Raw genomic sequence first — 13,184 nt, 5'->3', positions numbered from 1 at the left:
AGCGGAGCAGCCCATGTACACCCCCCACACATTCAGGACCGGTGCCAGCGCGTATGCGCGCGTCGGCATGGAAACGCGCACCATGAGCGCATCGCCGCACCAGCTCATCGTCATGCTGTTCGACGGCGTCGTCACCAGCATCGGCATGGCCCGGCACCACATGGCCACCGGCGACATGGTCGCCAAGGGCAACGCAATTTCCAAAGCCATCAGCATCGTCGACAACGGCCTGAAGGCCGGCCTCGACGCCAAGGCGGCGGGCGCGGCCGGCGCCGAACTGGTGGGCAACCTGTCGGCGCTCTACGACTACGTCATTCGCCGGCTGCTCTACGCGAACCTGCGCAACGAGCCCAAGGCGCTCGACGAGGCCGAGGCACTGCTCGAGAACGTCGCGTCCGCATGGCGCGAGATCGGCGGCGCCAGTGCCGGCAATTGACTCCAACCTCATCTCATCGGAAGCGCAGGCCGTGCCAGTCCGCCACGAAGTCATCCATTGCTATGGCGAGCTCGCCTCGGCCATGTCGCTCATGGCCTCGCTGGCCCGCGCCAGGGAGTGGGACCGGCTGCCCGAGCTCGAGGCCCGCTGCGCGGCGCTGGTCGACCGGCTCAAGGCCGTCGGCGCGGTGTCGCTGGACGCGGCGCAGCTGGAACAGGTGCGCGGGCTGATCGCGCGCATCCACGCCGACCAGGACGAGGTGTGCGGGCTCGTCAAGCCGCAGCTCGAACGCCTGGTGGACAAGATGGCCCAGCTGCAGAACCGCAGCGATCTTGGCAAGGCCTACGGCCTGCCGTACTGATCGCCGGACACTGCACCCAAAGCCATGAACAGACCGATCGGACCTGCCGTCGATGTTGCGCTGCTTGCCTCGAAGCTTTCTTCGGCGCGGCCGGACCTCGCCGTGCTGCAGACCGAGGTCGGCACCAGCATGCCGGTCGGGCCGATGGTCGAGATCCAGAAGGTCAAGAACGATGTCCGGCTGCCGTCCCACGCAATGCTCGAGGCGCGCCTGCCGGCCGGCGCGGCGCCTGCGCCGCCGCGCGCCGATGCGCCGCCCTCGATCGACACGCAGTGGTCGGCGGCGGCACGCGTCATCAGCGCCGTGCTGGCGGATCTCGATGCCGAATCGGAGCCGGTGCGCGGCGCGGCACCCGTGTGGGCGTCGCCGCAGGAAGCGCCGTCCGGCGCCGTGCTCGCGGCCGCGCTGGCACGATCGGTGAGCGGCAGCGGACTATTCTACGAATCGCACCTGCTTGAATTCGCCATGGGGCTGCGCACGCTGTCGCAGCTGGCCGAGGAGCCGCAGGTTCGCCTGACGCAGCCGCTGCAGCAGCCGGCCACCGCTGCTGCCCCTCTGGGGCAACCGGTTCTGGCGGTGCAGCCGGCCGCGGCCCAGGCTCCAGCCGCGGCGCCTCTCTCCGCTGCCGGCGGGCCCGCTCCTGCGCCGTCCGATGCATTGCCGCAGGCACTGCCGTCCGCCCAGATTCATCAGGCCGCAGTGGCCTCCGCAACCCACATGGCAGCGATGGCCGGCGGCGAGCGCATGGCCGGCCCCGGCATCGGCGAAACCGGTGCATCCGCAAGCTCGGCGCGCGCGGCAGCGCCGGCCGCCGCTGCGGCCGAGCTGATCCATCCGCAGACCGCCACGCTGGTGCACCAGCAGCTCGACCTGCTGGCCACCGCCGTGTTCCGCTGGAGCGGCCAGGCATGGCCGAATGTGCCGATGGCGTGGTCGATCCACGAAGAGACAGCCGAACAACCCGACCATGCGCCGGAAGACCGGGGCGACGGGCGCAGCACGCCCCCGCGCCGCTGGACCACCACGGTGTCCCTCACGCTGCCGAAGCTGGGCGCGGTGGATCTTCGCTTGAGCCTCACGGGCGAACTCGTCCAGGCGCACCTGGCCGCAAGCCAAGCCGCAACGCTGGCCCGTTTGCGCAGCGGCGGTGGCGAACTGGCGCCGCGTCTCGAGGCTGCGGGCCTGCGGCTACAGGACCTGCAGATCACGGCCATGGAGCGCACCGCATGACGGCCCCCGCGCAACCGCGCCAGGGCGCTGTGGCCCTGTCCCACGCCGACACCGCGAAGGCCCCGGTGGTCGTGGCCAAGGGCTACGGCGTGACGGCGGAATCGATCCTGCGGCAGGCGCGAGAGAACGGCGTCTACGTGCACGCCTCGCCGGACCTGGTCCGGCTGCTGATGCAGGTGGACCTCGATCGGCAGATCCCGCCGCAGCTCTACCTGGCGGTAGCGGAGGTCATGGCGTGGATCCACGGAATCGAGAACGACAGGGGCCATGCAGCAGACTGAACGAATTCATGCCTTTTCATTGAATTGCCATCTCTTTGAGAGTCGGTGGCATCGGCGGAAGCCCCGTCGTGCGATTGCAACAAAAGCTTACATGTACTTGTAGTCCTGTTTACAGTTTGGTTAGTGCAGAAGGTTACAAGTGTTAAATATTGTGAATAATCCAATCAGGACATGACTGAACGGAGTGCATTTTGGAAACGGATAACGTGATGAGCGTAGCCAACGGCGAAATCTCCCGGGAAATCGGCGACATCAACCTCGCCTACATGCTGCTGGCGCAGAAACTGGTCAAGCAGGACCGCGTGGCGGCGATGTTCCGGCTCGGCGTGAGCAGCGAACTGGCCGACATGCTGGCCAGCATGTCGCTTGCGCAGATCGTCAAGCTGGCGGCATCGAACTTCCTGCTGTGCAGTTTCCGGCTGAACGAGCACGCCTCGATGTCGGCGGTGGTTGGCGAAGGTAAGGACACGATGCTGCAACAAGCACACATGTCGATCCTGATGTCGGCAAGAAGCCTGCAGACCCGAAAGACAGCGGTGGCCGCATGACGCGCAAGAGCGTCCTGGGCGAGGTGCGGGAAGTGCAACTCGCGATCCAGCTGATCCAGCTGGGCGCCCGCCTGCAGTTCCTGGAGTCGGAAGTGGGCCTCAGCCGGGAGCGGCTGATCCGGCTCTACAAGGAAATCAAGGGTGTTTCCCCGCCGAAGGGATTGCTTCCATTTTCAACGGATTGGTATATGACGTGGCTGGCGAATATCCATTCGTCAATGTTTTACAACATGTATCAATTCATGAAAATTCATTCGGACAAAGAAAAAGTCTGGATATTAATTAAAAGCTACAAACTTTATTTGCAGCAAATAGCAGCGCAGGACAGCGAGCCAATTCTGGATTTCACGCGTGCCTACACGATGGTGCGCTTCTTCGACAGCGACATGCTCCAGCTGAGCACCTGCTGCCGCTGCTCGGGCCAGTTCGTTGCGCACGCGCACGACCACAAGAGCGGCTACGTGTGCGTGCTCTGCCGGCCGCCGTCGCGCGCGGGCAAGGCGCGCGGCGCCAAGCGCGCCGCAGCGGGCGAAGTGGCCGCGCTCGGCATCGAAGGCATGGGTTTTGGCGTGGAGACGGCGCCGGGCGGCACCGGGCTCCACTGACGACACGGACCTTGCCCGCCGGGCAGGGCATTTGAATCGACGCCTCAAGGGCAATAGGGGAAGCGTGTGCTCCTTTTGGTTGGGTATCTGGTGGTGATTGGCGCCGTCTTCGGCGGCTACGCGCTGATGGGCGGGCACTTCGGCGTGCTGTTCCAGCCGGTCGAGCTGCTGATGATCGGCGGCGCCGCGCTGGGCGCCTTCATGGCCGGCAACAACGGCAAGACGATCAAGGCCACGCTCAAGGAGCTGCCGCTCCTGCTGCGCTCGTCCAAGCACAACCGGCAGCTCTACCTGGACCTGCTCGCGCTGCTCTACGAGCTGCTGGCCAAGGCGCGCAAGGAAGGAATGATGAAGCTGGAGTCCGACGTGGAGGACCCGGCGCAGAGCCAGATCTTCAGCCGCTATCCCGAGATCCTGGCCGACGCCGGCGTGATGGAGTTCCTGTGCGACTACCTGCGGCTGGTCATCAGCGGCAATACCGATGCATTCGAGATCGAGGCGCTGATGGACCACGAGATCGAGACCATCAAGCACGAGGCCGAGATGCCCGTGCACAGCCTCTCGCGCGTGAGCGATGCGCTGCCCGCACTGGGCATCGTCGCGGCCGTCATGGGGGTGGTGCACGCGCTGGGCTCGGCCGACCTGCCGCCCGCGGAAATGGGTGCGCTCATCGCACATGCCATGGTGGGCACCTTCCTTGGCGTGCTGCTGGCCTACGGTTTCGTGTCGCCGCTGGCTTCGCTGATCGACCAGAAGGTGTCCGAGGGCATGAAGCTGTACCAGTGCACCAAGGTGACGCTGCTCGCGAGCCTCAACGGCTATGCGCCGCAACTGGCGGTGGAATTCGGCCGCAAGGTGCTGTTCTCGACCGAACGGCCCAGCTTCACCGAGCTGGACAACCACGTGCGCGAGGTCAAGGCCCGCTGACCGGCGGGGCGCATCGTCATGAGCACGGAAAAGCACAGGGTCGTGGTCAGGCGCGTTGCCGCCCATGGGGGCGGCGGGCACGGCGGCGGCTGGAAGATCGCCTATGCCGACTTCATGACCGCCATGATGGCGTTCTTCCTCGTGATGTGGCTGCTGTCCAATACCTCGCCGAAGCAGCGTGAAGGCATCGCCGAGCATTTCCGCATGCCGCTGGAGGTGGCGCTCAGCGGCGGCGAGAAGAGCAGCACCAGCATCAGCGTGGTTCCCGGTGGCGGCATGGACCCGAGCACGCGAGTCGACGGCGAGGTGCAGCGCGCCGACGCCGAAGACGACGCCGACGCGGACCGCCTGGCCAGCATGAAGGAGCGGTTGGACAAGCTCATCGAGAACAGCCCGGTGTTCAGGCAGTTCCGCTCGCAGATCCTGATCGACATCACGACCGAGGGGCTGCGCCTGCAGATCGTCGACAGCGAGAACCGCCCGATGTTCGACCTGGCCAGTGCGCAGCTGGTGCCACACATGCGGGCCATCCTGCGCGAGATCGGGCCCACGCTCAATGAGCTGCCCAACAAGATCACCCTGTCGGGGCACACCGACGCCTTCGTCTACACCAATGGCGACCGGTCCTATGGCAACTGGGAGTTGTCCGCCGACCGGGCCAATGCCTCGCGGCGCGAGCTGGTGATCGGCGGCATGGCGGAGAACAAGGTGCTGCGCGTGGTCGGCCTGGCCGACAGCATGCACCTGGACCGGAGCAATCCGCGCAATCCGATTAACAGGCGCATCAGCATCATCCTGCTCAACCACCGCACGCAGCAGCAGATCGAGAACGAGAACCGCGGAGGCGGCAGCGCCGGTGCCGGCGCCATCCTGCCCGCAAGGTCGAAGCCTTCGCCGTCGCCGTTCCTCGCGCCCACCGACAACCTCAAGGTGACCGTCAAAGGATCGCCGGCGCCAACGCACCCTTAAGACATTGATGCCGGCACGCATGCACGCCGGTTCGGAGCAACGATGGATCTCAGTCAGTTCACACAGGCATTTTTTGTCGAAGCCGTCGAGCTTCTGGCACAGATGGAGCAGCTGCTTCTCGAGCTGGACGCCGAGGCGCCCGACAGCGAGCAGCTCAACGCCATCTTCCGCGCCGCGCATTCGATCAAGGGCGGCGCGGCCACCTTCGGCTTCGTTGCGCTGACCGATACGACCCATCTGCTGGAAACCCTGCTGGACCGCGCGCGCCACGGCCAACTGAAGCTGAGCCGCTCGATGATCGATTCATTCCTGGAAACGAAGGACGCCTTGCAAGAACAACTGATTGCCTACCAGGCCGAGAACGAACCCGATCCCGAAAGGGTCGCGCACATCTGCGAGGTGCTTCGCCAGCTCGCGCTGGAGAGCGACGGCACCCAGGCCGCACCGGCTGCGGCCGCACCCGTGCCCGCCGCCGCGCCCGTTGCTGCCGCCGCGGCGGTGCCCGCGCAGGGCGGGGCCCTGCGCATCAGGTTCTCGCGCCTGTCCGACAGCGAATGCGACCTGCTCGCCGATGAGCTCGGCAACCTCGGCAAGCTGCTGTCGCGCACGCGCAGCGGCGACCAGCTGACGGTGGTGCTCGAAACCAGCTGTGCGCCCGACGACATCGTTGCCGTGTGCTGCTTCGTCATCGACGAGTCGCAGATCGATATCGCGGCGCAGGCCGCGGGCGATGCGGCTCCCGCGGCCACGCCCGTTGCCGCGGCACCATCCGCACCGGCTGCCGCCGCGCCGCAGCCTGCTGCAGCGCCCAGGGCGACGCCCGCTTCGGCCGCCGCGGCGGGTGCCAAGGATTCGAGCTCGATCCGCGTGGACGTGGAGAAGGTTGACCAGCTCATCAACCTGGTGGGCGAACTGGTGATCACGCAGTCGATGCTCACGCAGGCTGCCACCATGCTCGACCCGGTGGAATGCGAGCGCTTCCTGAGCGGGCTGGGCCACCTGGAGCGCAACGCGCGCGACCTGCAGGAGTCGGTGATGTCGATCCGCATGATGCCGATGGACTACGTGTTCAGCCGCTTCCCGCGCGTGATCCGCGACGTCAGCGCCAAGCTCGGCAAGGAAGTCCGCCTGGACACCTTCGGCAAGGAGACCGAGCTCGACAAGGGCTTGATCGAACGCATCATCGATCCACTCACGCACCTGGTGCGCAACAGCCTCGACCACGGCATCGAGACGCCGTCGCAGCGCATCGCCAAGGGCAAGGAAGCCGAAGGCCAGCTGCTGCTGTCGGCGCAGCACCATGGCGGCAACATCGTGATCGAGGTCAGCGACGACGGCGCCGGCCTGAACCGCCAGAAGATCCTGGCCAAGGCCATGCAGCAGGGCCTGCCCGTGACCGACACCATGCCCGACGACGAGGTGTGGCAGCTGATCTTCGCGCCGGGCTTCTCGACGGCCGAGCAGGTCACCGACATCTCCGGGCGCGGCGTCGGCATGGACGTGGTCAAGCGCAACATCCAGGAGATGGGCGGGCATGTGGAGATCAGCTCGCGCGAGGGCTGGGGCACCACCACCCGCATCGTGCTGCCGCTGACGCTGGCCATCCTGAACGGCATGTCGGTCAAGGTGGGCAGCGAGGCCTATATCCTGCCGCTGAGCTACGTGATCGAGTCGCTGCAGCCGCGCACGGAGCACCTGCATTCGATCACCAGCGACGGCCACGTGATCAAGGTGCGCGGCGAGTATCTGCCGCTGATCGAGCTGCACGGCGTGTTCGACGTGGCCGGCGCGCAGACCGATCCGACCCAGGGCATCCTGGTGATCGTGCAGGCCGGCGAGACGCGCTTCGCGCTCTTGGTGGACGAGCTGCTCGGCCAGCACCAGGTGGTGGTCAAGAACCTGGAGACCAACTACCGCAAGGTGCCGGGCATCTCGGCCGCGACGATCCTGGGCGACGGCAGCGTGGCTTTCATCATCGACGTCGATGCCATGCCGCGCATCCAGCGTGCGCACGCGGCGCGCGCCGCCGTCCTGGCGCATGCGGCCCGGACGGAGCCGGTGGCGGCCTGAAAAATACAACCACACGGAGACGATGCAATGCGTTTTGATTTTTTCCGGCGCTCCGCGGCCGAAGAAACCCAGGCAACTGAAGTGTCGAAAGACCTGATGGTTTCGCGCAATGCAGACGGCTATGTGGCCTACACCTTGCTGCTGGATGCGCAAAAGCGCGTCGCAGGCTACAAGCTTGCCTGGTGCGCGGCGGCCAGGCCCGAAGAAGCTCCGGATGCGATCAGCCAGTTCAAGTCGCTCGTGGCCTGCGTGACCGAGCACCTCAACCCGCCGGAAACGCCGTGGCGGCTGGGGCACAGCGAACTGTTCTTCGACGTGAATGCAGCGGTGCTGGCGCTGGGCGTGCTGCAATCGCTGCCGCCCGAGTACACCGTGCTCTGCCTGGAGCTCGGCGACCTTGCGAACGAGGAACTGCGGTCGGTGCTGCTGTTCCTGCGCGAGCAGGGGTTCAGCTTCATGCTGTGCCGCGCCCCGGCGCTGCCGGAAGACCCCGAGCTGCTTGGCATGGTGACGCATTTCGACGTGGATGCCGGCGATCCGTTGCTGGTTGCGGCCGTCCGCGGCAAGGAGCAGCCGGACCACATGCCGATCCAGCCGATCGCCACGCGCATGGGCTCGTGGAAAGACTTCGAAGCCTGCGCCGCACGCCGGATCGACATGTTCGCCGACGCGGGCTGCGGCCTGCCGCCACCCGCGGCGAGCACCGGCAGCCGCACGCTGCAGCCCGAATCGATGCTGATCATGCGGCTCTTGCAGATGATCCAGCGCAACGAAGACCTGCGCGAGATCGAGGCCGCCCTCAAGCGCGATGCCGCGCTCACCTACCGGCTGCTGCGCCACATGAACTCGCCGGCCGTGGGTGCGGGCGTCGAGATCCATTCGCTGCACCATGCCGTGACGATGCTCGGCTATTCGCCGCTGTTCCGCTGGCTCTCGCTGCTGCTGGCAACGAGCAACCCCACGGGCAGTCCGCCATTCATGATGAAGAAGGCCATCCTGCGCGGCCGCTTCGTCGAGCTGATGGGCGAAACCCTGCTGCCGCGGGGCGAGTCGGACAACCTGTTCGTGGTTGGCATGTTCTCGCTGATCGACCAGCTGCTGGGCATTCCGATGCAAGAGGTGCTGAACAAGGTGCAGCTTCCCGATTCGGTCCAGCAGGCCATCCTTACGCGCGGCGGTGTGTACGGGCCTTTCCTCTCGCTGGCCGAAGCCTGCGAGCTGAACACCGGCGACGCGGCGCGCCTGGCGGAAGCGCTGCTCCTGAGCGCCGACCAGGTGAATGCCGCGCATCTGTCGGCACTGGCCTGGTCGCAGGACGTGACCCCCACCGAAGCGGCCTACTAAGAAACTCATGCCATCGACCGCCGAATTTGACTGTGACCCCAGTTTCATGCCCCGGGGTCGGGCCTGCCCGATGGCGAACTACTGAGCACGCGCGCATGAACTCCGAATTCCTTTTCACCGACAGCGATTTCTCGCGCGTACGCACGCTCATCCATCGCCGCGCCGGCATCGCCCTCGGCGAGCACAAGCGCCAGATGGTGTACAGCCGGCTCTCGCGCCGGTTGCGGGAGCTGGGGCTGCCGGAGTTCTCGGCCTACCTGGCCATGCTGGAAGACAGCCGCGACGGCGAGGAGTGGCAGCTGTTCATCAATTCGCTGACCACCAACCTGACCTCGTTCTTCCGCGAGGCGCACCACTTTCCGGTGCTCGCGGAGCTGGCGCGTAAATCCACCCAGCCCCTCATCGTCTGGTGTGCGGCCGCATCGACCGGCGAAGAACCCTATTCGATCGCGATCACGCTGATGGAGGCGCTCGGCGAACGCGCGAGCGCGGCGCGCGTGATCGCCACCGACATCGATACGGCGGTGCTGGCCCGGGCATCGGCCGGCGTCTTCACGATGGAGCAGGTCAACCGCATGTCCACCGACCGCCTGCGGCGCTTCTTCAACAAGGGCACCGGCGCGAATGCCGGCAAGGTGCGGGTGCGCCCCGAAGTGGCCGCCATGGTCAAGTTCTCGCGGCTCAACCTGCTCGATGCGTCCTGGCCCGTGAAGGAGCCGGTGGACGCGATCTTCTGCCGCAACGTGATGATCTATTTCGACAAACCGACGCAGAAGAAGCTGCTCGACCGCTTCGTGCCGCTGCTCAAGCCCCACGGCCTGTTGTTCGCGGGGCATTCGGAGAACGCCTCGCTGGTCAACCAGACCTTCAAGACGGTCGGGCAGACGGTGTACGCGCTGGGCAAGGCGCGCACATGAGCGCAGCGCCGGGCCGCCCCAAGCAAGCTCGCACCGCAGTGCGAAGCACGAAGGTACGCCAATGAACACCCATGCGAACACGAGCCTTGTACCGCAGAAGGGCTTCCTGCCCGCGGCCGTGCCGGGCTCGGTGGCCACGCACCACTACTTCGACCGCGACTTCGATTGCGCCGCGGTCAAGCTGCTGCCGGCGGAGTATTACGTGACCGATGCCGGCATGCTGTTGACGACGGTGCTGGGCTCCTGCGTGGCGGCCTGCGTCACCGACGTGGAGGCGGGCGTGGCGGGCATGAACCATTTCATGCTGCCGGACGATGCCGAGGCGGGCTCGCGCGAACAGGCCGGCTCGATGCGCTACGGCGCCCATGCGATGGACGTGCTGATCGCAGAGCTGGTGCGCGCGGGCGCACGGCGCGAGCGGCTCAAGGCCAAGGTTTTCGGCGGTGCCGCGGTGCTGGCCAACATGACCATGCTCAACATCGGCGGGCGCAACGCCGATTTCGTTCTGCGCTACCTCGAGAAGCAGCGCATCGCCGTCGTCGCGCAGGACCTGCGCGGCCTGCATGCGCGCCGGGTATGCCTGCTGCCCGAGAGCGGCAAGGCGGTGGTGCGCAAGCTGCGCGCACCGGTCGACATCCAGGCGGTCCAGCGCGACGAAGGCGAGCTGCTGCGCAAATGGTCTGCCGCATATGGCAAGGGAAGCTGGATCGCATGAAGAAAATCAAGGTGCTTTGCGTCGACGACTCGGCGCTGATCCGCAGCGTGATGACCGAGATCATCAACAGCCAGTCCGACATGACGGTGGTCGGCACCGCGGCCGATCCGCTGCAGGCGCGCGACCTCATCAAGGTGACGAATCCTGACGTGCTGACGCTCGACGTCGAGATGCCGCGCATGGACGGCCTCGAATTCCTCGAGAAGCTCATGCGCCTGCGGCCGATGCCGGTGGTCATGGTGTCGTCGCTGACCGAGCGGGGCTCGGAGATCGCGCTGCGCGCGCTGGAGCTGGGCGCGATCGATTTCGTGACCAAGCCGCGGCTCGGCGTGCGCGACGGCCTGCTGCAATACACCGAGCTGATTGCCGGCAAGATCCGCACGGCCGCCGCGGCGCGGCTGCTGCCGGGCCGGCACGGCGCCTCGGCCAGGGGCACGCCGGACAACCCGCAGGAGCCGCTGCTGCGCAGCCCGCTCCTGAGCACTGAGAAGCTCATCATCATCGGCGCTTCCACCGGCGGAACGGAGGCCATCCGCGAGGTGCTGCTGCCGCTGCCGCCGGACGCGCCGGCGGTGCTGATCGCGCAGCACATGCCGGCCGGCTTCACGCGCTCGTTCGCGCAGCGCCTGAACGGCCTGTGCCGCATCACCGTGAAGGAAGCCGAGCATGGCGAACGCGTGCTGCCGGGCTATGCCTACATCGCGCCCGGCGGCTTTCACCTGTCGCTCGGCCGAAGCGGCGCCAACTACGTGGCGCAGCTCGACCAGGAGCCGCCGGTGAACCGACACCGGCCCTCGATCGACGTGCTGTTCGATTCGGCCGCCAGGCATGCCGGAAAGAACGCGATCGGAATGATCCTCACGGGCATGGGCAAGGACGGCGCCGAAGGGCTGCTGCGCATGAAGCAGGCCGGCGCCTACACCTTTGCGCAGGACGAGGCCAGCTGCGTGGTCTTCGGCATGCCGCGCGAGGCCATTGCGCTGGGTGCCGTCGACGACGTGGCGCCGCTCGCGGAGATGGGGCGCCGCGTGCTGGCGCATCTGCGCACCTTCGGCGAACGCGCGAACCGGGTTTGAAAAACGAACTGTTGGAGTTGAAGAATCGTGATTGACAAGAGCATCAAAATTTTGGTCGTGGACGACTTTCCCACCATGCGGCGCATCGTGCGCAACCTGCTGAAGGAACTCGAGTTCCTGAACGTCGACGAAGCGGAAGACGGCGCGGCCGGCATCGAGAAGCTGCGCGGCGGCAACTTCGGCTTCGTGGTGTCGGACTGGAACATGCCTAACATGGACGGGCTGACCATGCTGCAGACCATTCGCGCCGACCCCGAGCTGGCCAAGCTGCCGGTGCTGATGGTCACGGCCGAGGCCAAGAAGGAAAACATCATCGCGGCCGCGCAGGCCGGCGCCAACGGCTATGTGGTCAAGCCCTTCACGGCGGCCACGCTCGAGGAGAAGATCGCCAAGATCTTCGAGAAGCTCCAGAAAGAGGCGGCGTGAAATGACACACACTGCGCTCGAACCCGTGGAGCACGGGAACACGGCCGAAGAGTTGCTCGGGCGCATCGGGCAACTGACCCGGCAGCTGCGCGAGGGCCTGCGCGAGCTGGGGCTGGACAAGCAGGTCGCCAAGGCCGCGCAGGCCATTCCCGACGCGCGCGACCGCCTGGGCTACATCGCCTCAATGACCGAGCGGGCGGCGCACCGCGCGCTCAACGCCATCGACCTTGCGCAGCCGCTGCAGGAAGACCTTGCCACGCATGCCAAGGGCCTGAGCCGGCGCTGGGATGAATGGTTTGCGAACCCGGTCGAGCTGGACCATGCGCGCCAGCTCGTGATGGACACGCGCGGCTATCTGCAGGACGTGCCGCAGAAGGCCGGCGCCATCAACACGCAGCTGATCGAGATTCTGATGGCGCAGGACTTCCAGGACCTCACGGGCCAGGTCATCAAGAAGATGATGGAAGTGGTCAACGACGTCGAGACGCAGCTGCTGCAGGTGCTGATCGACAACTCGCACCTCGACAAGCACCCCGAGAAGCGCCACGAGGCCGAAGCCGGCAGCCTGCAGAACGGCCCGCAGGTGGTGCCGGGCAACCCGGAGGCCGTGACGGGCCAGGCGCAGGTGGATGATCTGCTGGAGAGCCTCGGGTTCTGATGCTGTGCGGGTCTGCCGACTTACCATCGGGGCATGATTTCCAGCCCCAAGGCAGACCATGCGCAGAGGCTTGCTGCAATGGCGGCCGCATCGGACGAGTTGATGGCCGCATTGCGAGCCGTCCGCTCGCTCGGCCTGCAATCCTGGTGTATCGGCGCCGGCGCCGTCCGGTCCCTGGTGTGGGACACCCTTCACGGGTTCGATCGGCGCTCGGCCGTCGAAGACTTGGATGTCGTCTACTTCGACGCGAAGGCCGGTCCGGAGCAGGATGCCGACCTCGAGAACCGGCTTCGTTCGGCCATGCCGGGCTTCCATTGGGAGGTAACGAATCAGGCAGGCGTGCATCGTTGGCTTGCCGCCGCCCTTGGCCAGGTGGTGCCTCCTCTCGCATCTTTGGAAGAGGGCGTTGCGACATGGCCGGAATCTGCAACCTGCGTCGGTGTCTACCTGAACGGGGATGAATCGTTGGGCGTGGTCGCCCCGCATGGACTCGATGACCTGTTCGAGCTGCGTGTCCGGCATAACCCTCTCAGGGCGAGCGTTGCAACTTACCGGCAGCGGCTTGCGGCGAAACGGTTCGGTGAGCGGTGGCCACGACTTTCGATCGATATGGGCTGAAGG

16 protein-coding genes are annotated in these 13,184 nt (G+C 66.3%); all 16 read left to right on the top strand.

The genetic code is table 11. From position 1 onward, the window contains the following. The first annotated feature begins 13 nt into the window (after positions 1-13). Positions 14-436 (top strand): flagellar export chaperone FliS, encoded by a 423-nt coding sequence (fliS, locus tag VAPA_RS21345; RefSeq protein ID WP_021008842.1) that lies wholly within the window; start codon positions 14-16, stop codon positions 434-436. A 31-nt stretch (positions 437-467) separates the two neighbouring features. After that, the gene (locus tag VAPA_RS21340) at positions 468-797 is read left to right on the top strand and encodes a flagellar protein FliT (protein WP_021008841.1); all 330 of its coding nucleotides are present in this window, start codon (positions 468-470) and stop codon (positions 795-797) included. A gap of 24 nt (positions 798-821) precedes the next feature. Further along, positions 822-2,027 (top strand): flagellar hook-length control protein FliK, encoded by a 1,206-nt coding sequence (gene fliK / locus VAPA_RS21335; protein ID WP_021008840.1) that lies wholly within the window; start codon positions 822-824, stop codon positions 2,025-2,027. Then, positions 2,024-2,308 (top strand): EscU/YscU/HrcU family type III secretion system export apparatus switch protein, encoded by a 285-nt coding sequence (locus tag VAPA_RS21330; protein ID WP_021008839.1) that lies wholly within the window; start codon positions 2,024-2,026, stop codon positions 2,306-2,308. Before fliK ends, VAPA_RS21330 begins: the two co-directional genes overlap by 4 nt. A gap of 209 nt (positions 2,309-2,517) precedes the next feature. Further along, positions 2,518-2,856: a flagellar transcriptional regulator FlhD gene (flhD, locus tag VAPA_RS21325; RefSeq protein WP_041946186.1), complete on the top strand. Its 339-nt coding sequence runs from the start codon at positions 2,518-2,520 to the stop codon at positions 2,854-2,856. Continuing rightward, the gene (gene flhC, locus VAPA_RS21320) at positions 2,853-3,461 is read left to right on the top strand and encodes a flagellar transcriptional regulator FlhC (protein WP_021008837.1); all 609 of its coding nucleotides are present in this window, start codon (positions 2,853-2,855) and stop codon (positions 3,459-3,461) included. The genes flhD and flhC overlap by 4 nt, the downstream gene beginning before the upstream one ends. 66 nt (positions 3,462-3,527) lie before the next feature. Beyond that, positions 3,528-4,388, top strand: coding sequence for a flagellar motor stator protein MotA (gene motA / locus VAPA_RS21315; protein ID WP_021008836.1), 861 nt, complete (start codon positions 3,528-3,530; stop codon positions 4,386-4,388). Positions 4,389-4,406: 18 nt separating this feature from the next. Beyond that, positions 4,407-5,357 carry a flagellar motor protein MotB gene (motB, locus tag VAPA_RS21310; RefSeq protein ID WP_021008835.1) on the top strand — a complete coding sequence of 317 codons (951 nt, stop codon included), beginning with the start codon at positions 4,407-4,409 and terminating at the stop codon, positions 5,355-5,357. Between the two features lie 42 nt (positions 5,358-5,399). Then, positions 5,400-7,427, top strand: coding sequence for a chemotaxis protein CheA (cheA, locus tag VAPA_RS21305; protein ID WP_021008834.1), 2,028 nt, complete (start codon positions 5,400-5,402; stop codon positions 7,425-7,427). Positions 7,428-7,454: 27 nt separating this feature from the next. Continuing rightward, positions 7,455-8,771, top strand: coding sequence for an EAL and HDOD domain-containing protein (locus tag VAPA_RS21300; RefSeq protein WP_041946185.1), 1,317 nt, complete (start codon positions 7,455-7,457; stop codon positions 8,769-8,771). A gap of 95 nt (positions 8,772-8,866) precedes the next feature. Next, positions 8,867-9,688 (top strand): CheR family methyltransferase, encoded by an 822-nt coding sequence (locus VAPA_RS21295; protein ID WP_021008832.1) that lies wholly within the window; start codon positions 8,867-8,869, stop codon positions 9,686-9,688. 61 nt (positions 9,689-9,749) lie between these two features. Then, entirely contained in the window at positions 9,750-10,403 is a 654-nt protein-coding gene (gene cheD, locus VAPA_RS21290) for a chemoreceptor glutamine deamidase CheD (RefSeq protein ID WP_021008831.1), read from the top strand. After that, the gene (locus tag VAPA_RS21285; RefSeq protein WP_021008830.1) at positions 10,400-11,479 is read left to right on the top strand and encodes a protein-glutamate methylesterase/protein-glutamine glutaminase; all 1,080 of its coding nucleotides are present in this window, start codon (positions 10,400-10,402) and stop codon (positions 11,477-11,479) included. Before cheD ends, VAPA_RS21285 begins: the two co-directional genes overlap by 4 nt. A gap of 30 nt (positions 11,480-11,509) precedes the next feature. Continuing rightward, complete coding sequence (gene cheY / locus VAPA_RS21280) at positions 11,510-11,905, top strand: chemotaxis response regulator CheY (protein WP_196232580.1); 396 nt, start codon at positions 11,510-11,512, stop codon at positions 11,903-11,905. Between the two features lies 1 nt (position 11,906). Further along, positions 11,907-12,563 (top strand): protein phosphatase CheZ, encoded by a 657-nt coding sequence (cheZ, locus tag VAPA_RS21275; RefSeq protein WP_021008828.1) that lies wholly within the window; start codon positions 11,907-11,909, stop codon positions 12,561-12,563. Positions 12,564-12,641: 78 nt separating this feature from the next. Beyond that, positions 12,642-13,181 carry a nucleotidyltransferase family protein gene (locus VAPA_RS21270; RefSeq protein WP_021008827.1) on the top strand — a complete coding sequence of 180 codons (540 nt, stop codon included), beginning with the start codon at positions 12,642-12,644 and terminating at the stop codon, positions 13,179-13,181. Positions 13,182-13,184: the final 3 nt, after the last annotated feature.

It is taken from the genome of Variovorax paradoxus B4 (genome assembly GCF_000463015.1).
Taxonomy (GTDB): Bacteria; Pseudomonadota; Gammaproteobacteria; order Burkholderiales; family Burkholderiaceae_C; genus Variovorax; species Variovorax paradoxus_E.
Note: the sequence above shows the minus strand (reverse complement) of the source record. Positions and strands in the feature narration are given on the sequence as shown.